Below are 21,880 nucleotides of genomic sequence, written 5' to 3'. Positions count from 1 at the left end.
ATAGCCCTCTTACTCAGCTTGTTCAGCAGAAGCTTGAATACGAACGGACATACCATTACGTACACGCTGTAGGCCTTGAGTGATCACCGCGTCGTCTTTCTCTAATCCAGATTGAACAATCACGCCACCTTCAACTTGTCGCCCCATCTCAATATTTCTACGCTCAGCGACTGGTGCAGCTTCGCCTTCAACCAGTACCATTACAAAGTCACCTTCTAGGTCGGTTTGAACTGCACGTCGCGGGATAGTCACAACATCAATAGATTGCTTTTCACGTAGATCAACGCGAACGTGTTGGCCTGGAAGTAGTTGCTGATTCGGGTTATCAGCAATGGCGCGCATCGCGATTGTACCAGTATTAAGGTTGATACGGTTGCCCAAGAAATCAAGCTGACCTAGATGTTCAAACGCTTCACCATTCTCAAGTATGATCTGAACTTCAACCCCTGCAGAGTCACTGCTGCCGTCGCCTTCAATGCGATCCATCCCTAACTCAATACGCTCACGTTCACTGATGCTGAACGACGCATGGATTGGGTCTAGGCTAACCAACGTAGTTAATACACCTGAAGACGGCGAAACCAGATCACCCGTACTCACTTTGGTGTCGCTGATTCTTCCAGAAAAAGGCGCGGTAATTTGGGTATGGGAAAGCTGAACATTGGCTGCGTTTAGCTGAGCATGGCTAGCTTCAAGTTGCGCTTGAGAACCTAATAAGTTTGCCGTCAATGCATCAAATTCCGATTGAGAAATACTGCCTTTAGGAAGCAGATTCTTACCGCGGTTGAAATCAAGTTCGGCTTTTTTAAGGTTTGCATTCGCTTGAGCAACAGACGCTTTTGCGCTTGCGACTTCAGCTTCAAAAGAAGATGGCTCGATCGAGTAAAGCAATTGGCCCTTTTCGACCATTTGACCTTCATTGAAATGACGGCTTTGTAGATAGCCTGAAACCTGCGCGGTGATAGCCGTGTCTTCAACGGCTTCAATACGACCGATGTACGACTTACTTTGCTGGTGAGAAACAACGCTAACATCCTGTACAGCTACGAGAGGTAGAGGCGCTTGCTTGGCATTTTGAGCATCTTGCCCACACCCAGCAAGAATAAGAGAGCTTGCAAGAGCCGTAAGGATCAACTTTTTACGCATGGTTATACCGTCACTTATTAGTATTTGAACAGCATAAAATTTACGTAACACACTCGTCACCATTGTCCGAGGAATATCAATTATAACTAGCCAAAGTGTATCAATATGTTAATTGAAACCAAGTGCTTATAAAGTGATTACAAACGCGTTACAATTTCTAAGTAAATCAACCTCTCAGCTTTTGTTCTCTATGGATATTGTCTAACATCATGTATTGTCGGACAGATAAGCATTCACATTTAATTGTTAAGGAATTCTCATGATTTCAAAATGGGCTAAACGTTTCTATCAAATGGCGGAATTGGTCGGTTCTTGGAGTAAAGATCCTTCAACTCAAGTCGGCGCCGTAATCACTAAGCACAACCGTATTGTTTCCGTTGGTTTTAATGGCTACCCACATGGCGTGTCTGATAGTGCGGATACTGATGACAGAGAAATGAAGTACCTTAAGACGCTTCACGCTGAAGAAAATGCAATCTTGTTTGCTAAACGTGATTTAGACAGTTGTGAAGTTTGGGTGACTCACTTCCCTTGTCCGAACTGTGCAGCAAAAATCATCCAAACTGGGATTTCAGCGGTACATTGCCCAGAGCAAAGTGAAGACTTCCTTTCTCGTTGGGGCGATAAAATCAAGATAAGCCAAGATATGTTTGAGCAAGCTGGTGTGGAAGTAGACTGGTTACCACTCGCTGATCTGGACTAATATCGAAGCTGAATTTCAGATACAAAAAAGCCGAGAGTCGATATATCGCTCTCGGCTTTCTTTTTTTCGGGCGCTATAGTTTGGACACTATAGTTTAGACGCTGTAGGTTGGTCGCAATAGACTGACGAGTAAATTAATCGTTGCTTGGGAATGCAAGAGCGTAAGCTTCCATGAAATCCTTACGGATATCCTGTTCAAGGTGAATCGCTTTTTCGGTCGGACAGAAGATCATAAAGTGCACTTCTTGCTCACCCGTCGAACTGCTCGTGATATGGATATGAGGCTCAGATCCCGGAAGGTCAACGCCAGCGTGTTTTTCGATCACACCGTTATAACGGCGGGCAACATCGATAAATTCTTCACAATGCTCTTCAATTTTAACGATAAGGCCCGGCACCATAGGGTATAGGTTTACAAAGTCTTTTACCGTCACAAAAAAGTTATGATAAACGTAGCGCTTCATGAAATTAAGGTTCTTGACCGGGTAGGTGAAGAACATGCTATTGGGCAGCGTAGCGGTCTTACCTGTGAAATGGTATTGCCCATGATATAGGTCGATTTCTTGAATCACAGTCGCCATCAAGTTGTGCTCAATCACCTCACCGCTGATTTTACCTACTTCAATCCAGTCACCAATTCTAAATGAACGAGAGCTTGCGCGTTGAATCGACCCCGTAAAACACAAGATGATCTCTTTTGAAGCAACCACGATTGCAACAGCAATAGCGGTGACCGACAGTGCAAATTCGCTGATTTCAGATTTCCACAGCACAAATAAAGTGACCATAATAATGGCAAACGTACCGTTCTTGGTACGTGACATCCAGTTACGTTGATCTTCACTGAGAAAAGCGACATCACCACGGATTCGAGACAGAGTGATTCGTCGGATTATTAATATAATGCAGATGATCAGCACACTAAAAATAAACTTATTAGCGAGTAAGAAATCGATCACTTGCCACAACTTTTCCATTACGTATTCCTTTGTATTACAACAATTAAGCTTTATAACGACGAACTTTACAGCAATTGGCATTTGAAGAACTAGCTGGGCAAGCATTATAAAAAAGCGCTCAAAAATAGAGCGCTTTCTTTCATGCCTAAAGCAGCTTAGGTAAGGCTATCATTTTATCTTGGCAGAAGTAATAAATTGGCCAAAAGTTTCACACCAAATCACAACCGTATTAAATCGATTGAGATCAGCACCCTCGGGAAGCTCAACCATAAATCGGTCGAATGTTTTTACATCTCCGACTCTCAGTAAATCGCTTTTACTATCATTGAAGGCCTGTTCGGTTTCAATAAACTTAGGTGATAGGTAAACTTTATAATCCGGTCCCGGTGCCAGTTCACCTTCAAAAGCTATCGCACTTTCAGAAACCGAAACGATGCCTTCTCCCCAATGCAAAAAGTCACTGTCTTGTCGGTCTTTGGTGAACTCACCTGTGTAGATAGCCTGCTGACTGATCGCTTCAACAGAACTTGAGGAAGGAGAATCAGGCTCAATCAAGATAGGTAATGCATAGACACCAAGCCCAAAACCAAAAGCACCCACGGCTAAGTGGGTGCAAAGTAAAACTAACTTTTTCATCGCGTACTCCCTTATGCTTAAAGAGAGTATTAGTGAATACTCATAAAAATACAAAGAGATATAACGCTTTGATATCCTATTTTTGGTAATGAGTCGCCGTACGCTGAGACAATTCGATAATCACTTTTACCGCTTGCTCCATGCCTTGAATGGTAATGAACTCATGAATACCGTGGAAGTTATAGCCGCCAGTGAAGATATTCGGACACGGTAGCCCCATGAAAGATAAGCGAGCGCCGTCTGTACCGCCTCGGATCGGTTTGATCATTGGCTCAACATCGCACTCGATCATCGCTTGCTTCGCTAATTCAATAATATGTTGATGCGGTTCAACCATCTCTTTCATATTGAAGTAGCTATCGGTTAGCACCAGCTCAACACGGCCTTTCTCAAGACGCTCATTCAGCTCATCCACTTTCTGTTGCATGAATGCCTTACGCGCTTCTACACCCTCACGTTCAAAATCACGGATGATGTAACCCAGTTCAGAGCGAGCCACACCCATTTCAGCTGATTTCAGGTGGTAGAAACCTTCATAACCTTCTGTGCACTCTGGTGTTTCTTGCGTTGGCATCATCAATTGGAATTGCGCCGCGATGTTCATCGAGTTCACCATTTTACCTTTTGCGGTACCCGGATGAACGTTCACGCCATGACAGACAACATCGGCGCTCGTGGCATTAAAGTTCTCAAATTCCAACTCCCCTACCGGGCCACCATCAATGGTATACGCCCATTCGGCACCAAACTTCTTAACATCAAACAAGTTAGCACCACGACCGATCTCTTCGTCTGGCGTGAAGCCAATACAAATATCGCCATGTTTAACGTCTGGGTTTGCTTTAAGGTAAGCAATCGCGCTGATGATTTCAGCGATACCCGCCTTATTATCAGCCCCAAGCAGAGTCGTACCATCGGTAGTGATGAGGTCATGGCCATGCAAGGCATCAAGATCTGGGTATTGGCTTGGATTCAGGCATTCACCGCTTGCACCTAATTCTATCGTTCCACCTTGATAATCTTTAATCACCTGTGGTTTCACGTTCGCGCCGGAAGCATCAGGAGCGGTATCCATATGTGCGACAAAGCCAATGGCAGGCACATCGTAATCGACATTCGACGGCAGTTTCGCCATCAAATAGCCATTTTCATCTAAAGAGACATCAGTTAACTCTAATGCGATCAATTCTGATTTTAAGGCTTCAGCAAATGTTATTTGACCCGGTGAACTTGGGCACTGCTGATTAGAAGGATCGGATTTAGTATCAAAAGTAACGTAATTCAGAAAACGTTCTACAAGCTTTTCCATAATTCATCTCACCATGGATTAAGTAATTGATTTACTGACTTAATTATTATGTCGATAAGCGATACATCGTTAAATTAAGACGAACATAGAGTCAGTAGCGAGGTTTTTCATCTTACGCCCCTGACCATGTATGTAATTGCTCTACATCATTATTGTGCGAAATTAGACGAGCTTCCTATACTTGAAATAAGAGGGTTTCGTCAGTTCAACATTGCATACGGATGATAAGAGATCGCTTTGTACGCATTCTACGCCCTCCGCTCTCAGCCTAAAAAAAGTACAAAGTGGATGATGATCACAATTTATCCTTGATGCAGAATCTGTCATACGTTACACGGAGACACAGTTATGACGATTAATAAATATTTCATTTTATCTCCTCAAGCCTCTGAGGAAACGCTTCAACCAGCATTAACTGAGAAAGAAGTTCAAAGGCAGGAAGCTCTAAGACAGGCGCAATCTCAAGGTGGGTTTGACACCAACGCGACCTCGTAACTTAATCAATACTCAGAACATATTTAAGAACCCCTAATAAAAGAGCTCTACTTCTCTATGATGTAGAGCTCTTTTGTCTTTGACTCTTCTTCTCTCTTTCTATGATGTCCTATTCAGGCGTCGAACCCATTCACGTTTTGTGACTCCCCTGCTTTATATCTATAGCTCCACGACTATGCAGCTAGCTCATTCGCTACGTTGAGAAATGACTCATTAAACTTCCCTCAGCCATACCTTGTCGTGTCATTTTGTGCTAATAATTTATATTCGTTTTCATTCCTCACTCGCTCTCTTTTCAAAAACTCTAATGCGAGTACCAGAGAACTTAACCACAGGAATCCCGAATTCAATGGAATATTCAAAACTAGGAAGTAGTCAAATTCCCGTTTCCCGCATCTGTCTTGGCAGCATGACTTGGGGGCTGCAAAATACGCAACAGCAAGCCGACCAACAAATCGAATACGCACTAAGCCAAGGTATTAACTTCATCGATACTGCAGAAATGTATGCGGTTCCCCCGTCTCCAGAGACCTACGGCAAAACAGAAGCGATTATTGGTAACTGGCTATCGCGCCACCCGCAGCGCCGCCAAGAACTGATCATAGCGAGTAAGATTGCAGGCCCAGGTCTTCCTTGGGTTCGAGATGGTGGTCCTATAACGGGTGAAGCCGTAATCGAAGCGGTTGATGCGTCATTAAAGCGTCTACAGACTGATTATATCGACCTATATCAACTGCATTGGCCAAATCGAAATACACCTCACTTTGGAAAACAGTTCCCAAATCAAATTCGCTTCAGTGATATCGACCGAAAGCAGCATGAAGGGGAAATGTTGGAGATCCTTCAAGCCCTAGCGAGCTGCATTAAAGCAGGAAAAATCCGTCATGTTGGTTTGTCAGATGACACCACTTGGGGCATCAACACTTATCTCAAGCTGAGCGAAAAACACGATTTGCCACGCATGGTCTCGATTCAGAATGAATTCAGCCTACTTCACGCAAAAGACTGGCCGTATCTGATTGAGAACTGTGTGCATGAAGATGTCGCTTACCTGCCTTGGTCACCGTTATCTGGAGGAATGCTCAGTGGCAAATACATTGATGGTGCAAGACCAGAAGGAAGCCGTTGGACTTACATGCAGCGTAAAGGCATTTTCCGCGACACTGAGTCTGCCAATGAAGCCGTAAAAGGATATGTCGAAGTTGCGAACTCTCATGGATTTACGCCGAGCCAATTGGCTTTGGCATGGTGTAATCAAGTCGATGGCGTGACTTCTACAATTATTGGAGCGACGACCATGGAACAACTGAAAGAGAACGTGGTCGCTTTCAGTAAGCCGCTATCACAAGAGATTCTCACCGATATCAACACCGTCTTTAAGCGCTACCCTGCTCCGTATTAAATAATAGGGCTAGCCTAGTCTTAGGCAGTAATTCACGCAAGAGCGCACTATTTAGTGCGCTTTTCTTTGTTAAGTGGGTCGCTTTTGCTTTTTATGTGGATCGCATTGAGCTCTCACGCTTTTGGTTCTCCAACCTTTGCTCTATAATGCGCGGGCTTATATCTAGGATAAAAACATGATTTCAAAAAACCAATTAAAACTCCTTCGTGCTTTGGGCCAAAAGAAACAACGTAAAGCCCACGGCTTGTTTCTAGTTCAAGGTGAAAAGAACGTTCTTGAGCTGTTCAATAGTGACTTAGTCGTGAAGAACGTCTTTGCTACCGCTGATTTCTTATCTGAAAATCACGCTTCACTGTTTGAGTTTGATTGTGTTGAAGCCTCGCTGGATGACCTAACCAAAGCGAGTACTTTGGTGAGTAACAATGCGGCGATTGCTGTCGTTGAGATCCCAACATTTGAACTGCCAGAAGCAACTGGGCTGATGATTGCACTGGATGGCGTTTCAGACCCGGGCAACCTAGGTACGATTATTCGTGTAGCAGACTGGTATGGCATTAAGCATATCGTTGCGAGCAGCGATTGTGCAGACCCATACAACCCTAAAACGATCAGTGCAACCATGGGTAGCTTTGGCCGAGTACACGTAAGCCAAACAGACTTACCTGAATACTTAGAGCAAGCTAACCTGCCTGTTTACGGCGCGTTTTTAGAAGGTGAAAGCGTTCATAAGACGGAGTTTACTGCCAACGGTATTTTATTGATGGGCAGTGAGTCTCACGGCATTCGTGAACATGCGGCTAAGTACGTAACTGATAAGATTACGATTCCAGCATTCGGTGGCGCAGAGTCTTTGAACGTGGCAATGGCGACAGGCATCATTCTCGACAACATGCGTCGTCAGCATAGCTAGATTTCATAAGCTAACGAGCCAGTCGACAGTGTTCAGACATTAAAAAAGGCGTATTGATCAAATCAGTACGCCTTTTTATTTGAGTTCTTTTCAACAATTACTTTTCTAGCATTGCCAACTTATCAGACACACCATTCCACTTTTCAGCGTCATCCATCGGTGCTTTTACTTCTGTTTGTACAGGCCAGATTTCTGCAAGCTCGGCATTCACTTCAATAAAAATCTTTTGGTCTTCTGGAAGATCATCTTCTTGGAAGATCGCTTGAGCGTCACATTCAGGTACACACAACCCACAATCAATGCATTCGATTGGGTTGATTACCATGAAATTCGGGCCTTCATGGAACGCATCTGCGGGGCATACCGCCACACAGTCTGTGTATTTACATTGGATACAATTATCGCCTACGACAAATGCCATGATGCTCTGCTCTATAAGTTAGTCAAAATTGAAGAATGGGGGATAATACTCATCCCAAGGCAAAATTCAACATCATACGACTCTAATATCGTGTCTATTTGCTCGATGCTTCCAAATTAGTATGACAGATAAATCAATTTCTCGTAAAATGCGCGCCATTGTGAGCTTATCGCTTCTTTCAACACCAGCGTTTTATCAAACTCTGTATTAAGAAACGATCTAGCTAAGACACCTATAAAAACGAGACATCAAAATGATACGTTTAACCGAAATTAAACTCCCACTAGACCATGAAGAGTCAGCCATTCAAGACGCTATTGAAGCAAAGCTTGGCATTAACGCTGATCAGGTACTTTCTTTTAATATCTTTAAACGTGGCTACGATGCTCGTAAGAAATCAAAAATCTTACTTATCTACACGCTTGATGTTCTCGTTGAAAACGAAGCTGAGTTGTTAGAACAATTCATCAGCGACCCACACGTAAAAGTGACTCCTGACATGGAGTACAAATTCGTGGCTAAAGCGGTTGAGAACCAAACTGAGCGCCCTGTCGTTATCGGTTTTGGCCCTTGTGGTTTGTTCGCAGGCCTAGTGCTTGCTCAAATGGGCTTCAATCCAATCATCGTTGAGCGTGGTAAAGAAGTTCGTGAACGTACGAAAGATACCTTTGGTTTCTGGCGTAAGCGCACACTGAACACTGAATCAAACGTACAGTTCGGTGAAGGTGGCGCAGGTACATTCTCTGACGGTAAGCTATACAGCCAAGTTAAAGATCCAAAGCACTACGGCCGTAAAGTAATCGAAGAATTCGTAGCTGCTGGCGCACCAGAAGAAATTCTATACGTAAGTAAGCCGCACATCGGTACCTTCAAACTGGTTACCATGATCGAAAAAATGCGTGCTTCTATCATTGAACTAGGCGGCGAAATTCGCTTCAGTACGCGCGTAGACGACGTTCATATGGAAGATGGTCAAATCACTGGCTTGACGCTTTCTAACGGCGAAGAAATTAAATCTCGCCACGTAGTACTGGCCGTAGGCCACAGTGCTCGAGATACGTTTGAAATGCTCCACGATCGTGGCGTTTACATGGAAGCGAAGCCTTTCTCTGTTGGTTTCCGTATCGAACACAAGCAAGCAATGATTGACGAAGCTCGCTTCGGCAAGAATGCGGGTAACCCTATCTTAGGTGCTGCGGACTACAAATTGGTTCACCATTGTAAGAATGGCCGAACTGTATACAGCTTCTGTATGTGCCCGGGTGGCACTGTAGTTGCTGCAACGTCTGAAGAAGGCCACGTGGTAACGAATGGCATGAGCCAATACTCTCGCGCTGAGCGTAACGCAAACAGCGCCATCGTGGTGGGTATCGACCCTGAACGTGATTACCCAGGTGATGCATTGGCTGGTATCCGTTTACAACGTGAGCTAGAAAAAGGGGCTTATGTACTTGGTGGTGAAAACTACGACGCCCCAGCACAGAAAATCGGTGACTTCCTAAAAGGTCGTGATCCAAGCGAAATCGGTGAAGTAAAACCATCATTCACACCAGGTATACACCTAACGGATATTTCAAAAACGCTACCTGATTTTGCTATCGAAGCGATTCGCGAAGCAATCCCTGCGTTCGAGAAGAAGATCAAAGGCTTCTCTACACCAGACGGCCTACTAACCGGTGTCGAGACTCGTACGTCGTCTCCTGTCTGCATCAAGCGTGGCAAAGACTATCAAAGCATCAACTTAAAGGGCTTCTTCCCTGCAGGTGAAGGTGCAGGCTATGCTGGTGGTATCCTATCTGCTGGTATCGATGGTATTAAGGCTGCAGAAGCACTAGCGATATCAATGGCAGAACAGAACCAAGCTGAGAAAATTGAGATCGCTTAGGCTCTCGGTTTGTATATCTAAATCAGATAACAGCAAGCAAATATCAAAAAGGGCTCAATGAGCCCTTTTTTAGATCTTGATACTAGCCATCGAGATTAATGTCGGTAGATGCAATTACTCTTCGTCTGACTTGATTTGGTCTGAGTTCCACTTCCCTTCATGAATCGCTGAATTGACGTCCCTTCTTGGTAGCCAGCCCATGGTTTCAAGTTCGGGTTTATCTTTGAAGTGTTCAACGTAGCCGATACATAAGTACGCCACGATATCAATGTCTTCCGGGATATCTAATGCGTCTCGCAGTGTTGAGTCATGCAGGATGCTCACCCAACCTAACCCTAGGTTTTCAGCTCTTGCCGCCAGCCATAAATTTTGAACCGCACACACGGTGCTGTACAGATCCATCTCTTGTTTGATGGTTCTACCTAAAACGACTTTTCCGGTTCGATTACGGTCACAAGTGACGCAGATACCGATAGGTGATTCGACGATACCTTCGAGCTTTAGACGCTTATACATCGCCTGTTTTTCATCGGTGAACATTTCCGCGGATTCTGCATGTGCTTTATTGAAGCCGGCTTTGATTTGTTGCTTGGTTTCAATATCACGGACAACGACAAAGTCCCAAGGCTGCATAAAACCAACACTCGGCGCATGGTGCGCTGCGGTTAGCACACGCATCAAAACGTCTTCTGGGATCTCATCAGGAAGAAACTGACCACGAACATCTCGGCGAGAAAAAATCGTTTTATATACTGCATCGCGTTCATTCGGCGTAATTTCCATACATCCCTGTCTTATCGTCGTCTTATTGAGCCAGTATTATCCAACTAAAGTGTCTATGTTACTAGCGGTACACAAGCAACATGGTAGAATGCCGCCATTAATCTTATCCTTGTATAAGATTGTTGAACCTTTCCATCGCTATTTAGCCAAATCATACCGAGAAACTTATGCCATTTTCCAAGCTTGGATTAAGCTCACCTATTGTTAAAGCCGTTGCAAAACAAGGCTATGAAAAGCCAACCTCTATTCAAGAAAAAGCAATTCCGATTGTGCTTTCTGGTAAGAACCTAATTGCTGCTGCACAAACAGGTACAGGTAAAACTGCGAGCTTTGTTCTCCCTATCTTAGAAATGCTAAGTAAAGGTGAAACACAACGTAAAAAACGTATTCGTGCTGTTATTCTTACACCTACGCGTGAGCTTGCGGTTCAAGTTGAACAGAACATTACTAAGTACGCGAAATTCCTAAACCTTACATCATTAGCGATGTACGGTGGCGTGTCTTACCAACACCAAAAAGACCGCTTGATCGAAGGTGTTGATATTCTTGTGGCAACACCTGGCCGTTTGATCGATATGTACGGACAACGTGCCGTTCACTTTGATGAAGTTGAAGTTCTGGTTCTTGATGAAGCTGACCGCATGCTAGACATGGGTTTCATCGAAGACATCAACAAGATCATCGCGCGTTTGCCACAAAACATTCAAAACCTGTTGTTCTCAGCAACGCTATCAACGCCAGTTCGTGCGCTAGCGAAAAGCGCAATCAGTGAAGCGGAAGAAATTTCTATCGCCAAAACTGACGCTTCTAAAGCGAACATCGAACAATGGCTAGTTACCGTAGATAAAGACCGTAAGTCTGCGCTATTAAGCCACATGATCACTGACGGTGAGTGGGACCAAGCGCTTATCTTTATCGAGACTAAACATGGTGCCGCTAAGTTAGTTGCTCAACTTGAAAAACGTGGCATCCAAGCAGAAGCTTTCCACAGTGGACGTAGCCAAGCGATTCGTGAAAAGATTCTGGCTGACTTCAAAAAAGGTCGTCTAAAATATCTAGTTGCAACAGGGGTTGCTGCTCGTGGTATCGATATCGATAACCTAAGCCGTGTAGTGAACTACGACATCCCATTCCCAGCAGACGACTATGTTCACCGTATTGGTCGTACAGGCCGTGCTGATGCATCTGGTGAAGCGATCTCTTTCCTATCGAAAGATAACTTCAAGAACCTGTGCATCATTGAAAAACGTCTCGGCCACTTGATTGAACGTCGCGTTGTTGAAGGTTTCGAACCACGCAAAGAAGTACCAATTTCAGTATTGAACTTCGTTCCTAAGAAGAAAAGAGAACAGCAACAAGACTAAGTAATTTTAGCGACAGAAAATGCTACAGTCACGTTAGCCAAAATGAAAATAAAACGAAGCCCTATGTGGCTTCGTTTTGTTCTTTGAAATACAAATAAAACTGAGGCAATAAGATGATCACTCCTATCGCAACGAGATTAACCCGCGGGCAAGATCTAAAACTTGAGCTCCAAAAGCTTGTGACAGCGCACAATATCTCAGCGGGCTCTGTCGCGTCTTGTGTCGGTTGTGTTTCTCAACTCAATATTCGTTTGGCTAATGCGAACAACACCAAGCTAATCACAGATCCGTTCGAAATTGTGTCACTTATGGCGACGCTAACCCCAAACCACCAGCATGTTCATATATCCGTTGCTGATCAAAATGGAAATGTGATTGGTGGGCATTTGCTTGAAGGGACGATTATCGCAACCACCGCTGAATTGATTGTTCACTGCTACGATACTTTGACCTTCAACAGAGAGCATGACGATTCTACAGGTTACACTGAGCTCACAGTCAGCAGCAACACGCAATAGAACAACAACACGCAATAGATCGCCCCGTAGCAACACTAAGCGCCCCATATAAAGCGATACAACCAAATAGTATTAGGAAACACGATGGCTCCAAACTCCGCAGACTCCGTTATCGTTCTCGATTTCGAAACCACAGGCTTATCACCAAACATGGGTGATCGAGCGATTGAAATCGGTGCGGTTAAACTCGTTAACGGCGAAGTCGTCGACACCTTCCAGCAGCTAATGAATCCAGGGTTTCGTGTTAGCGGGTTCATTGAAAGCTATACCGGAATCAGTAACCGTATGTTAAGCACTGCGGCCAGTTGCAGTGAAGTGATGGATGAGTTTGCAGACTTTATCCAAGGCAGCCAACTTGTTGCTCACAATGCATCGTTTGATAAGCGCTTTCTCGATGCGGAATTAGACTTTATTGGCCGAGACTACATAGGCAAGTTCGCTTGCTCAATGTTGATTGCTCGCCGTCTAATCCAAGACGCACCGACTCATAAGCTAGGCGACCTTGTGCGTTTCAAAAATATCGACAACGACGGTACTTTCCACAGAGCGTTAGCCGATTCAGAAATGACAGCACGGTTATGGTTATTGATGATTGATGAACTGCAAAGTGATCACGGTATTCAACAGCCGAGCTTTCAATTGATGCAAAAAATATCTAAGACAGCTAAAGGCTCGATTCCAAAGCTGCTGATGAGTAACAGAGGCTAACTCTCTGCATTCGGTTTAGGGTTTGTCAGAAGGCTAGTAGCAAACAGTCACTAGCCTTAATATAGCTACCCTACTCCTGCAGTGACACTAACGTCGTCTTGAGGCTTTCTAGTTCACTCATAAAATAAGCCCATTGTTTATCACTGCTCACTGCGGCGATATCCACCAAGAACTTCGCTGATGTTTGCATATTCTTATCAAGCTTAGACTCCAGTTCTTGCGGATAATAATCTTCATTGTTCAAAAGTAGCTTCATAATAATTGGCTGTGCAATATGTAAATAGGTCTTCTTTTGCATAAGTGTCGTTAGGTCTTGATACGTATTATTTTGATATTGTCGCCAGCTGTCGTTAGTATTTACCCACTCTTGAGACCACGTCAAAATAATCGTTTTTTGCTCTTTCGATACCGACCCTAACCATCGCTCTAGCCTATCTTCTATTCGACTTCGATATCGTTCTCTCGAATCTTCATCATTCAATGATAATCTTTCTTCGTAATACTCTTGCTGCTTTTCTCTAAAGTTCTTTAAGAATTCGTTATCTTGCTCAGGGGTAAGCTGCATACTTAATGCGTAAATATCAGGAGAGAACTTGTTAACGATTAAGCGAATATGATTTTTAGTTTGTTCACTTTGATCAATGATAAAAGCTGAATTCATATCAGAACGGTCTAGGTTTTGAATCGCTTGCAGTTGCGACATATACAGCGGAAGTTGGGTTTCTTTATGCCATTGCTGTAATAAGTCGAGGCGCTCTTCGAGCTCTGATTCTTGACTGTTGGATAGAGAAACAAAGTCTTCAATATAGCTAACCGCAAACCAGCTTATATTGTTGTAGGCAAATTTAGTCCCGCAACCAGCGAATACAAAACAGACTAATAAGACTAACCATCGACACTTTCTCATTTAACCCTCTCACGATATTCAACAAATCCACAATCCATTAACTCACCCTTTTAAGGTTAGCTCTAGTTCTTATAACGCTCGTTCTAGCTCTTATAAAAGTAGCCTTAATAAGCAGTGGCTGTAAAAACTTTGAGATAAATTGAGACTCAGACTTGCTAATCTAGCTATTTCGGCAAATGATTAAACTAAAAATAATTAATGGCAGTGATGTAACTTGATTTTTATTGCTCATTTGATGTAAACGAAACCTATAAACGAATGGTTTATTTATTTTCAAATGATTAATATTTGGGAGGTAAGCTATGGCCGCTACTCCTCATTATACAAGCGAGTTAGAGTACGAGCTTTGTTATTTTGACGATGGAAGACTAACCACAATTACGATATCCGCTAATAATCGACAGGAAGCGATGATTTGGTATCTTAGCGAAGGAAGACATATCAACGATTTCTATTCGATCAGACCTGATGAATAAACGTTTGATACGTTACTGGCTGTGGAACACCCTTTACTGCATTATCACTAGCATGACTTAGCAGTAAAGGGAGACAATCTCGAATTACTTCAGAATTCGGGCGCGGAATTGACGACCCTTCATTTTACCTGATTCGATTTTACCTAATGCTTTCTTAGCCATTGATCTTTCTACAGCAACGTAAGCACGCATCGCGAACAAGTTGATCTTACCTACTGACTTACCATCAATACCGCCTTGGCCTGTCAACGCACCAAGGATATCGCCTGCGCGAAGTTTCGCTTTCTTACCACCATCAATCTGGATGGTTACCATGTTTGAGTAGTACGGCTTAGCGATTGGTTTAGCTGGCAACTGAGATGGTTCGATTGGCATATCCATGTACTCATCAATTTGAGCAACACGGTGCATCTCTTTTTCGCTAAAGAAGCTGATAGCGACGCCTTTGCTTCCTGCACGTCCAGTACGACCGATGCGGTGTACGTGAACTTCAGGATCGCGAGACAACTCAAAGTTGAACACAGCATCTAGGTTATCAACATCAAGACCACGAGCGGCAACATCGGTTGCAACCAAGATAGAGATGGTTTTGTTTGAGAACTGAACCAAAGCTTGGTCACGTTCACGCTGTTCCATGTCGCCATGAAGCTCGATAACACTGAAACCACGGTGGCTTAGCTCATCATTTACGTTCTGTACTTCTTTCTTAGTATTACAGAACACAACCGCTGACTCTGGTTGATGATGAAGAAGCATTAGCTCTAGTGCGTCATCACGAGCTTCAGTACCTTCAACCTTATAAAAGTGTTGTTGGATGCTTGAGTGATCGTGCGTTGATTCAACCTTCACCATTTCAGGGTTATTCATGATGCGGTCTGCAACAGATTTAATCTGTTTAGGGAAAGTTGCACTGAACAATAACGTTTGACGATCTTTTGGTGCTGCTTCAATAACAGCATCTAGTGCATCTTGGAAACCCATTTCCAGCATGCGATCGGCTTCATCTAACACAAGTGTGTTCAACTCAGACAGGTCAATACGCTCTCTCTCTAGGTGGTCCAGGATACGACCAGGAGTGCCCACAAGAATGTGTGCGCCATGCTCTAATGAACCAATTTGTGGCCCCATTGGCATACCGCCACATAGTGTCAGCACTTTAATATTGTGAATGCCACGAGCAAGAGTACGGATCTCTTTTGCTACTTGGTCTGCAAGCTCACGAGTCGGACATAACACTAAAGATTGAACACGAAAACGCTTAACGCGTAGGTTTTGCAGCACGCCTAAACCAAAGGCAGCTGTTTTACCTGAACCCGTTTTACCCTGACCGATAACATCCTTGCCATCCAGAATAATAGGAAGACTTAACGCTTGAATAGGCGTCATTTCAGTATAACCAAGAGAATCTAACGTATTTAGAAGCTCTGGCTTAAGGGCGATTGAAGAGAATTTTGAAGTGCTCAATGGAAATATCCAACTGGTGAAAAACAGAGTGCATTATGAGTGTTTTTGAAAATTATTCCACCTTAATCACAGTTTTGGAGCAACATGTTAGGCGAATACAAAAAAACCAGCTGGGGTGCTGGTTTTTTACGTTGAAACATCTAAGTCTGTGGATAAATGCCAGACCCCAAAGGTCTCTATGGCACACCGTGGCCTTTAGATGCAACCCATACGCGATACCATTGCTCGCGAGTCAGTTCTATTTTCAGCGCATCAACGGCCGTCTTCACACGTTCAATCTTACCTGAGCCAATAATCGCAATTGGATTAGACGGTAAACGACGAACCCAAGCGTAAATCACTTGGTCAATGCTGTCTGCACCCACTTCTAGACGAATCGTCTCTAGCTCATCACGAACGCGAATCGCTTGTTCTGAATCACCACTGAAGATGCTACCGCCACCGAGACAAGACCACGCCATTGGACGAATACGGTTCATCTGCAGTTGATCCAGCGTACCATCATGGGCGACTTCGAAGTTCAATGGATTGATTTCAACTTGGTTAGTCACTAGTGGCTTACCTAGTCGAGATTGCAGTAAGTCGAACTGACGCGGTGAAAAGTTAGAGACACCGAAGTGCTTAACTTTACCGACCTTATGTAATTCAGCGAACGCTTCTGCTACTTCATCTGCATCCATCAGTACATCTGGACGGTGAATGAGTAATACATCAAGTTCGGTTACACCCAAACGCTCTAGAGAGTTATTTACCGATTGGTAAATATGATACGCGCTGGTGTCATAGTGATTGATCTTGCGATCAGGAGTGTGGTCACCACACAAGTTGATGTCGCACTTGGTGACGATTTGGATATCATCACGAAGGCTTGGCTCAAGCGCCAATGCTTCACCAAACAACTTTTCACATTGGTAGTTACCGTAAATATCCGCGTGATCAACAGTTGTGATGCCAAGATCAATGTGCTGCTTCAGGAAAGTCAGGCGTTGTTGCGGGGTCATGCCCCACTCTGCTGTACGCCAGTATCCTTGCACCAACTCAGAAAGTTCTGGGCCTTGTGGCGCTGTCGTTACTCTTGCAACCATGGGTTGTCTCCTTTATCAATACTGCACGTATCCTAAGATCGTTTTACCGAAGGCTCAACGTATAACAAATGGCAAAGGTAAACGCTTACGAAAAATGTGAGAGCCACAGAAAAACGAACACTTAAATAAATAATAGCTTGCTGTCTGCCCGTCAACCGTTCTCCTGAAAGGCTTGTTTACTCTGATGAATGACGAAACCATCTATAAATTTGAGCAATTAAAAGCGATTTAGTTCAACCGTTAAGTTGTCACCATCACTATGCAGCTGAATCCAAGGAACTGAAGAACCAGAAGAAGATGAGGAAGAACTAGGCACATTCCATACACTCATTTTCTCAGAGGAATGATGTGGTGAGTTGATGAATTCAACGAGTTGTTTATCTACCATGTCGTAACCAACTCCCTCACGCTTCGCTTGTTCGAGTTGAGCGACCACATCAAACTCATCTTCCCCAATACGAATAGAACTGAGAGCAAAGCCATCTTGGCGAAGGTAGGCTTGAAGCTTTGTGTAACTTAGGTTCGAATATGACAGGTTTAAGCGAACCACCTCGACACTTGAGCCACCCAACTCCAGTTCAACATAAACATCCAAATCGTAATATTGGGTTAAGTCACTGCACAACAGAGTGCCTTCAACTTCGCCACAATCCATGAGTTCAGTATCGTTAATATAGTCTTGAGAACTCGGCAGACTTGCGCTGCTGTTAAATACTGTTCTTAGCCACCAGCTTTCGGTTGCTTGCGCGGAAAATGCAAAAGCATTAAGGGACAGCATTAGAGGCAAGATTAGAACTTGAAGGATTTTCATCGACTGGGCTTATTTAGCGCTATATGAAGTGTCCATTATACGTGACCAATCGACAAACAACTGCTCGAGTCGCAAATTTTAGGCGAAAAAAAAACGGGCATACATGCCCGCTAGATAAATTCATCACCGAATAACGTAATCCGTCACGTTGAGAACCATTACGAAAAAGATAATATCACTCCCCTGTAAAAGTTACAACATATCGTACCCATTACTCATATCCACCTTCAATAGCAGGTCTTCAAGCGACAATCTAACTTTGTTACGCTGAATAGTTTCTGGTGGAAAGCTGATGAAACCGTATTGGATCAACACGGCTTTATAGCCATGTAATTTACATTCCGTTATATGCAACATCACAAAATACATTCAATGAATGTGTCATAATGTTGAAATTACTGGTTAATTTTCAAGGAATGTCATGACTGCAACGAACTATCTCAACCAATTGAATCAAAAGTATCTTGCGACTCATAAAGCGAAAGAAGACTTCTTTTGGGATACATATATGGGGATCAGTGACGACCACGATGGCTCGACACTCGCGCAGACTCAATGGACTGAATTTCTAAGCTCTGCCGAACAGATTGCTGCTATCGAAACTCAACTAGCTGCTATCGATAAAATTCAAGATCCCCTAGAAAAAGAGAGTACGCTAACAGGCTTGAATGGTTGGTTAGCGACCTTTAGATCTCACGCTATTGAGTCTGAGCAGTCACAGAAGCTTAAAGCCGATCTCATAAAGTTTGAGGCTGAACTGTTTGAGAAAAAACAGAATCATGTGATGACTTACGTAAATGAAACAGGCGACGAAACAGAAGGATCACTGCCAGTTTTAGGTTCAGCCGTTAGAAGTAATGGTAATGAACAAGTCAGGCTTTCTGCACACCAAGCACTATTAGATTTAGAACAGTGGCTGCTGGCTAACGGCTTCATTGAACTGATCAAAAAACGTAACCAATTTGCTCAATCACTGGGTTTTAAAACCTTCTTTGATTACTCGGTGGTTAAAACCGAACAGATGACGACAGAGCAACTGTTTACGATTCTTGACGACTTCGAAGCACGTACACGCGATAGCCATCAGCAAAGTCTAGCCAATTTAGCAGAACAGAAAGGCGAGAATGCACTTCAAGCCCATAACTTTACTTACTCTTTTGCAGGTGACGTTATGAATGATCTTGATCCTTATGTTCCGTTCTCAAAGTCACTTCGACGATGGATTGAATCTTTTGGTCGCCTAAACATCGAATACTCTCAAGCGACATTAAAATTGGATCTGCTTGATCGTAAAGGTAAGTACCCTAATGGTTTCTGCCATGGCCCTATCCCATCTTTCTACGATCAAGAAACTTGGGTAGCCGCTCAAGTTAACTTCACGAGCAACGCCAAGCCCGATCAAGTTGGCAGCGGTTATGATGGCATCAATACACTATTTCACGAGGGTGGTCATGCGGCCCATTTTGCTAACGTGAAAATGAACGCACCGTGTTTCTCGCAAGAGTTTGCACCAACCTCGATGGCTTATGCCGAAACTCAATCCATGTTCTGTGACAGCTTATTGAATGACGCCGATTGGCTCAAACAATACGCGCTTAATGCAGATGGCCAAGCAGTACCTGATGAGTTAATCAAAGCAATCATCGATAACAAACAACCTTTCAGAGCTTATCAAGAACGCAGCATTTTAGTGGTTCCATATTTCGAGCGAGCACTTTACGAATTGGCGGATGAAAATCTGACACCTGAAAAGATTACCGCTCTTGCTCGTAGCAGTGAGAAAACGATTCTTGGATTAGCTTGTAGCCCTCGCCCATTAATGGCGATCCCGCATCTGTTGTCAGATGAAGCGTCTTGCGCGTATCAAGGTTACCTGCTGGCTCATATGGCGGTGTATCAAACTCGTGCATATTTCACCGATAAGTTTGGCTACTTAACGGATAACCCAGAAATCGGCCCTTTGTTAGCTAAGCACTATTGGCACCAAGGCAATAGCGTGAATCATAATGGGACAATCGAAAGCCTGACTGGGGAAGGTTTTAATGCCAAATACCTCGCTGACGAGTGCAACTTGTCGCCAGAAGAAGCTTGGGCTATTGAGGAGCAAAAAATCAAACAGCTGTCGACAAGAGAACGAGCACCAGTCGCTGATTTGAATGCGAAGATATCGATCGTTGATGGGGCCACCGAGTTGGCGAATAATGATAAGTCAAACCATCAGATGTGTGATGAGTTTGAACACTTTATCGTTGGGCAATACGGCCGATAGCGGGTGCTGAGCATCTGTAACCAAGGTTGAACCAAAAAACTCAAACGAAAAAAGGACGATAATTTATCGTCCTTTTTATATTCAGCGTTGGATCTATGCCGTGACACATATCGAGCGAGTTTCACAATTAAACTCAACATCAACAGAATCAACACTTCGCAATGATTTTCGATGAATGCCAAACACTTGCCCCGTCAAAACAATATAAAACTTCTCTGTTTTGAGTAGATTCCAAGCTTCATCAAGAGATTCAGCATAAACCTTGTTCTTGAGATCTTGCGGGCGAGTACCGGCTACTCTTCCATGTTTGCGCGCCAATTCAAATAATCCATTACGATTCGGTTTACACGTAAACAGGGTATCATTTCCGTAAATACTACCCTTAGCAGTAATGTTTTTAACCATTACATTTCTCCAAATAATAATTCCACTCGTAACACCTTAGTGGCATACCACATGTCGAACTGTGGATATTTAAACTGCGTAAAGAAGAGAAGATGGTGTAAAGACCGGGCAAGCTATTACACCATTATCATCAAATTTCTTAGAAGTTCTTAAGTTCTTAAGTTCTTAGAAATAGTAGTAAGCTGCTGCGAATACGTGTGTTTCTTCGTCGTATTGCGCGCTAGTTTTACCCACACGGTAACCGTCTAAGTCTTGCTTGATATCAATACCCATGTCAGCGTTGTCAGCAATACGGTACATTGCAGCGATATTGATGTAAGAAGAATCTACGTCAGATTGACCATCTAATTCATTGCTGCTAGACGCGTAACCTGCTGCGATTGTTAGGTCTTCAGAAACTGTGTAGCCACCTGAAACGTAGTAACCCGTATTCTTAGCAGAATCACTCTCTTCAATCCAAGAGTTCATACCTAGTTTAAGAGCACCAACCTTAACGTTACCTGTCACTGTGTAAACTTCGTAATCAGCATCGTCATCACGAGCTTCATAACCTGCGTATAGATTGAATACCTCTTGCTCTAAACCGATGTAACCGTTAATGCCTTTATCCGCATCATTATGATCGTCACCTGTTTCAAAGTAAGAAATACCATAAGCGATACCGTTTGTTGCGCCTTGGAATTTAACAACATTGAAGCCGTCAGATGCATCACCAGCAGAAGCGCCAAACTCGTAAGTGTTATCGCCAGCGCCATCCACTTTGTCTAGTGCTGTGTCGTTTTCCCAACCGAATGAAGCAATACCGTAGCCAGTATCGAAACCTAACCATGCTTTGTCTACGTCTGTTGCTGGACCAGTATCGATACCGTTTGTCCAACCAGCTGTTGCTGCGTCGTTCGCAGATACGTTGTTGTCTGTCGTGTAGTTCACCATCAAATCAGTTTCGAAATAACCAACAATACGGTTGTTACGGTAGTTTACGGCAAGAGTAAGACCCGTTGCCCAGTCATCGTAGAACGCTTTAGAGCCAGTGTCGTAGTAACCACCAACACCGAAAGAGCCTGATACTGAGAATTGATCTTTGTGCATTGAATCGAATGCAAACATGTCTTCGTTTTGGCTGTTTTGGCTGCTTGTGCTTACTGCGAAAGCTGAACTTGAAATGCTCGCAATCGCAAGTGCTACTAATGTCTTTTTCATGATAACCACTACCTATATATTAAT

At 43.6% G+C, this 21,880-nt stretch carries 22 protein-coding genes and 1 pseudogene; 10 read left to right on the top strand and 13 right to left on the bottom strand.

The window, feature by feature from the left end; all coding sequences use genetic code 11:
• Positions 1-9: 9 nt before the first annotated feature.
• The gene (locus L3V33_RS00645) at positions 10-1,146 is read right to left on the bottom strand and encodes an efflux RND transporter periplasmic adaptor subunit (RefSeq protein WP_029405039.1); all 1,137 of its coding nucleotides are present in this window, start codon (positions 1,144-1,146) and stop codon (positions 10-12) included.
• 259 nt (positions 1,147-1,405) lie between these two features.
• On the opposite strand from L3V33_RS00645, the gene L3V33_RS00640 reads away from it, so the two are divergent.
• Positions 1,406-1,849, top strand: a complete 444-nt coding sequence (locus L3V33_RS00640) for a cytidine/deoxycytidylate deaminase family protein (RefSeq protein ID WP_004731749.1) — start codon at positions 1,406-1,408, stop codon at positions 1,847-1,849.
• 134 nt (positions 1,850-1,983) lie between these two features.
• Here the strand turns inward: L3V33_RS00640 and L3V33_RS00635 are convergent, their stop codons facing one another.
• The 3 genes from L3V33_RS00635 to pepT all read right to left on the bottom strand — a co-directional run bounded on the left by L3V33_RS00635 (position 1,984) and on the right by pepT (position 4,753).
• Positions 1,984-2,826, bottom strand: a complete 843-nt coding sequence (locus tag L3V33_RS00635; protein WP_054545721.1) for a mechanosensitive ion channel family protein — start codon at positions 2,824-2,826, stop codon at positions 1,984-1,986.
• 150 nt (positions 2,827-2,976) lie between these two features.
• On the bottom strand, positions 2,977-3,444 hold the full coding sequence (locus L3V33_RS00630; RefSeq protein ID WP_237288711.1) for a DM13 domain-containing protein: 468 nt from the start codon (positions 3,442-3,444) through the stop codon (positions 2,977-2,979).
• A gap of 76 nt (positions 3,445-3,520) precedes the next feature.
• Positions 3,521-4,753 (bottom strand): peptidase T, encoded by a 1,233-nt coding sequence (gene pepT, locus L3V33_RS00625; protein WP_171315945.1) that lies wholly within the window; start codon positions 4,751-4,753, stop codon positions 3,521-3,523.
• Positions 4,754-5,101: 348 nt separating this feature from the next.
• Between pepT and L3V33_RS00620 the strand changes: the two genes are divergently transcribed.
• From L3V33_RS00620 to L3V33_RS00610, 3 genes are all read left to right on the top strand, one after another.
• Positions 5,102-5,248: a hypothetical protein gene (locus L3V33_RS00620; RefSeq protein ID WP_004731758.1), complete on the top strand. Its 147-nt coding sequence runs from the start codon at positions 5,102-5,104 to the stop codon at positions 5,246-5,248.
• 349 nt (positions 5,249-5,597) lie between these two features.
• Positions 5,598-6,650 (top strand): aldo/keto reductase, encoded by a 1,053-nt coding sequence (locus tag L3V33_RS00615; RefSeq protein ID WP_267136813.1) that lies wholly within the window; start codon positions 5,598-5,600, stop codon positions 6,648-6,650.
• A gap of 175 nt (positions 6,651-6,825) precedes the next feature.
• A complete protein-coding gene (locus L3V33_RS00610) occupies positions 6,826-7,560 on the top strand; it encodes an RNA methyltransferase (RefSeq protein ID WP_102312690.1) in 735 nt (244 codons plus the stop codon).
• A gap of 97 nt (positions 7,561-7,657) precedes the next feature.
• On the opposite strand, the gene fdxA is transcribed toward L3V33_RS00610, so the two are convergent.
• Positions 7,658-7,981: a ferredoxin FdxA gene (gene fdxA / locus L3V33_RS00605; protein ID WP_017074827.1), complete on the bottom strand. Its 324-nt coding sequence runs from the start codon at positions 7,979-7,981 to the stop codon at positions 7,658-7,660.
• Between the two features lie 253 nt (positions 7,982-8,234).
• Between fdxA and L3V33_RS00600 the strand changes: the two genes are divergently transcribed.
• Positions 8,235-9,866: an NAD(P)/FAD-dependent oxidoreductase gene (locus tag L3V33_RS00600; RefSeq protein ID WP_017074826.1), complete on the top strand. Its 1,632-nt coding sequence runs from the start codon at positions 8,235-8,237 to the stop codon at positions 9,864-9,866.
• A 114-nt stretch (positions 9,867-9,980) separates the two neighbouring features.
• Here the strand turns inward: L3V33_RS00600 and bluB are convergent, their stop codons facing one another.
• A complete protein-coding gene (bluB, locus tag L3V33_RS00595; protein WP_237288710.1) occupies positions 9,981-10,649 on the bottom strand; it encodes a 5,6-dimethylbenzimidazole synthase in 669 nt (222 codons plus the stop codon).
• Positions 10,650-10,816: 167 nt separating this feature from the next.
• Between bluB and L3V33_RS00590 the strand changes: the two genes are divergently transcribed.
• The 3 genes from L3V33_RS00590 to L3V33_RS00580 all read left to right on the top strand — a co-directional run bounded on the left by L3V33_RS00590 (position 10,817) and on the right by L3V33_RS00580 (position 13,239).
• Positions 10,817-12,013, top strand: coding sequence for a DEAD/DEAH box helicase (locus L3V33_RS00590; RefSeq protein WP_136973988.1), 1,197 nt, complete (start codon positions 10,817-10,819; stop codon positions 12,011-12,013).
• Positions 12,014-12,126: 113 nt separating this feature from the next.
• Positions 12,127-12,531, top strand: a complete 405-nt coding sequence (locus L3V33_RS00585; RefSeq protein ID WP_237288709.1) for a PPC domain-containing DNA-binding protein — start codon at positions 12,127-12,129, stop codon at positions 12,529-12,531.
• Between the two features lie 84 nt (positions 12,532-12,615).
• The gene (locus tag L3V33_RS00580; RefSeq protein WP_108118040.1) at positions 12,616-13,239 is read left to right on the top strand and encodes a 3'-5' exonuclease; all 624 of its coding nucleotides are present in this window, start codon (positions 12,616-12,618) and stop codon (positions 13,237-13,239) included.
• A 70-nt stretch (positions 13,240-13,309) separates the two neighbouring features.
• Here L3V33_RS00580 and L3V33_RS00575 read toward each other — a convergent pair whose 3' ends face one another.
• Complete coding sequence (locus tag L3V33_RS00575; protein ID WP_237288708.1) at positions 13,310-14,146, bottom strand: DUF6279 family lipoprotein; 837 nt, start codon at positions 14,144-14,146, stop codon at positions 13,310-13,312.
• A 302-nt stretch (positions 14,147-14,448) separates the two neighbouring features.
• Here L3V33_RS00575 and L3V33_RS00570 point away from each other — a divergent pair, with 302 nt between their 5' ends.
• Positions 14,449-14,622, top strand: a complete 174-nt coding sequence (locus tag L3V33_RS00570; RefSeq protein WP_017087326.1) for a hypothetical protein — start codon at positions 14,449-14,451, stop codon at positions 14,620-14,622.
• A gap of 84 nt (positions 14,623-14,706) precedes the next feature.
• On the opposite strand, the gene dbpA is transcribed toward L3V33_RS00570, so the two are convergent.
• From dbpA to L3V33_RS23220, 4 genes and pseudogenes are all read right to left on the bottom strand, one after another.
• The gene (gene dbpA / locus L3V33_RS00565; RefSeq protein WP_017074818.1) at positions 14,707-16,086 is read right to left on the bottom strand and encodes an ATP-dependent RNA helicase DbpA; all 1,380 of its coding nucleotides are present in this window, start codon (positions 16,084-16,086) and stop codon (positions 14,707-14,709) included.
• A gap of 176 nt (positions 16,087-16,262) precedes the next feature.
• Positions 16,263-17,171, bottom strand: a complete 909-nt coding sequence (locus L3V33_RS00560) for an aldo/keto reductase family oxidoreductase (protein ID WP_237288707.1) — start codon at positions 17,169-17,171, stop codon at positions 16,263-16,265.
• Between the two features lie 217 nt (positions 17,172-17,388).
• The gene (locus L3V33_RS00555; RefSeq protein ID WP_237288706.1) at positions 17,389-17,982 is read right to left on the bottom strand and encodes a hypothetical protein; all 594 of its coding nucleotides are present in this window, start codon (positions 17,980-17,982) and stop codon (positions 17,389-17,391) included.
• A 211-nt stretch (positions 17,983-18,193) separates the two neighbouring features.
• A pseudogene (locus L3V33_RS23220) lies at positions 18,194-18,348 on the bottom strand (phosphate ABC transporter substrate-binding protein); the annotation flags it as partial.
• 55 nt (positions 18,349-18,403) lie between these two features.
• Between L3V33_RS23220 and L3V33_RS00550 the strand changes: the two are divergent.
• Positions 18,404-20,251 carry a M3 family metallopeptidase gene (locus L3V33_RS00550; RefSeq protein WP_237288705.1) on the top strand — a complete coding sequence of 616 codons (1,848 nt, stop codon included), beginning with the start codon at positions 18,404-18,406 and terminating at the stop codon, positions 20,249-20,251.
• A gap of 93 nt (positions 20,252-20,344) precedes the next feature.
• Here the strand turns inward: L3V33_RS00550 and L3V33_RS00545 are convergent, their stop codons facing one another.
• Together L3V33_RS00545 and L3V33_RS00540 are read right to left on the bottom strand one after the other, a co-directional pair.
• Entirely contained in the window at positions 20,345-20,656 is a 312-nt protein-coding gene (locus tag L3V33_RS00545; protein WP_029222415.1) for a hypothetical protein, read from the bottom strand.
• A gap of 165 nt (positions 20,657-20,821) precedes the next feature.
• Positions 20,822-21,856, bottom strand: a complete 1,035-nt coding sequence (locus tag L3V33_RS00540; protein ID WP_054545742.1) for a porin — start codon at positions 21,854-21,856, stop codon at positions 20,822-20,824.
• Positions 21,857-21,880: the final 24 nt, after the last annotated feature.

This window comes from Vibrio sp. A2-1 (genome assembly GCF_021728355.1).
Lineage (GTDB): Bacteria > Pseudomonadota > Gammaproteobacteria > Enterobacterales > Vibrionaceae > Vibrio > Vibrio splendidus_K.
Note: the sequence above shows the minus strand (reverse complement) of the source record. Positions and strands in the feature narration are given on the sequence as shown.

What these genes read in the sequence shown, in the direction of transcription:
- L3V33_RS00580 (WP_108118040.1), top strand. Translation starts at nt 12,616, where the DNA reads ATGGCTCCAAACTCCGCAGACTCCGTTATCGTTCTCGATTTCGAAACC.
- L3V33_RS00585 (WP_237288709.1), top strand. Translation starts at nt 12,127, where the DNA reads ATGATCACTCCTATCGCAACGAGATTAACCCGCGGGCAAGATCTAAAA.
- L3V33_RS00620 (WP_004731758.1), top strand. Translation starts at nt 5,102, where the DNA reads ATGACGATTAATAAATATTTCATTTTATCTCCTCAAGCCTCTGAGGAA.
- L3V33_RS00635 (WP_054545721.1), bottom strand. Translation starts at nt 2,826, where the DNA reads ATGGAAAAGTTGTGGCAAGTGATCGATTTCTTACTCGCTAATAAGTTT.
- L3V33_RS00560 (WP_237288707.1), bottom strand. Translation starts at nt 17,171, where the DNA reads ATGGTTGCAAGAGTAACGACAGCGCCACAAGGCCCAGAACTTTCTGAG.
- L3V33_RS00545 (WP_029222415.1), bottom strand. Translation starts at nt 20,656, where the DNA reads ATGGTTAAAAACATTACTGCTAAGGGTAGTATTTACGGAAATGATACC.
- pepT (WP_171315945.1), bottom strand. Translation starts at nt 4,753, where the DNA reads ATGGAAAAGCTTGTAGAACGTTTTCTGAATTACGTTACTTTTGATACT.
- L3V33_RS00540 (WP_054545742.1), bottom strand. Translation starts at nt 21,856, where the DNA reads ATGAAAAAGACATTAGTAGCACTTGCGATTGCGAGCATTTCAAGTTCA.
- L3V33_RS00610 (WP_102312690.1), top strand. Translation starts at nt 6,826, where the DNA reads ATGATTTCAAAAAACCAATTAAAACTCCTTCGTGCTTTGGGCCAAAAG.
- L3V33_RS00645 (WP_029405039.1), bottom strand. Translation starts at nt 1,146, where the DNA reads ATGCGTAAAAAGTTGATCCTTACGGCTCTTGCAAGCTCTCTTATTCTT.
- L3V33_RS00630 (WP_237288711.1), bottom strand. Translation starts at nt 3,444, where the DNA reads ATGAAAAAGTTAGTTTTACTTTGCACCCACTTAGCCGTGGGTGCTTTT.
- L3V33_RS00600 (WP_017074826.1), top strand. Translation starts at nt 8,235, where the DNA reads ATGATACGTTTAACCGAAATTAAACTCCCACTAGACCATGAAGAGTCA.
- L3V33_RS00550 (WP_237288705.1), top strand. Translation starts at nt 18,404, where the DNA reads ATGACTGCAACGAACTATCTCAACCAATTGAATCAAAAGTATCTTGCG.
- L3V33_RS00570 (WP_017087326.1), top strand. Translation starts at nt 14,449, where the DNA reads ATGGCCGCTACTCCTCATTATACAAGCGAGTTAGAGTACGAGCTTTGT.
- fdxA (WP_017074827.1), bottom strand. Translation starts at nt 7,981, where the DNA reads ATGGCATTTGTCGTAGGCGATAATTGTATCCAATGTAAATACACAGAC.
- L3V33_RS00590 (WP_136973988.1), top strand. Translation starts at nt 10,817, where the DNA reads ATGCCATTTTCCAAGCTTGGATTAAGCTCACCTATTGTTAAAGCCGTT.
- L3V33_RS00555 (WP_237288706.1), bottom strand. Translation starts at nt 17,982, where the DNA reads ATGAAAATCCTTCAAGTTCTAATCTTGCCTCTAATGCTGTCCCTTAAT.
- bluB (WP_237288710.1), bottom strand. Translation starts at nt 10,649, where the DNA reads ATGGAAATTACGCCGAATGAACGCGATGCAGTATATAAAACGATTTTT.
- L3V33_RS00640 (WP_004731749.1), top strand. Translation starts at nt 1,406, where the DNA reads ATGATTTCAAAATGGGCTAAACGTTTCTATCAAATGGCGGAATTGGTC.
- L3V33_RS00615 (WP_267136813.1), top strand. Translation starts at nt 5,598, where the DNA reads ATGGAATATTCAAAACTAGGAAGTAGTCAAATTCCCGTTTCCCGCATC.
- L3V33_RS00575 (WP_237288708.1), bottom strand. Translation starts at nt 14,146, where the DNA reads ATGAGAAAGTGTCGATGGTTAGTCTTATTAGTCTGTTTTGTATTCGCT.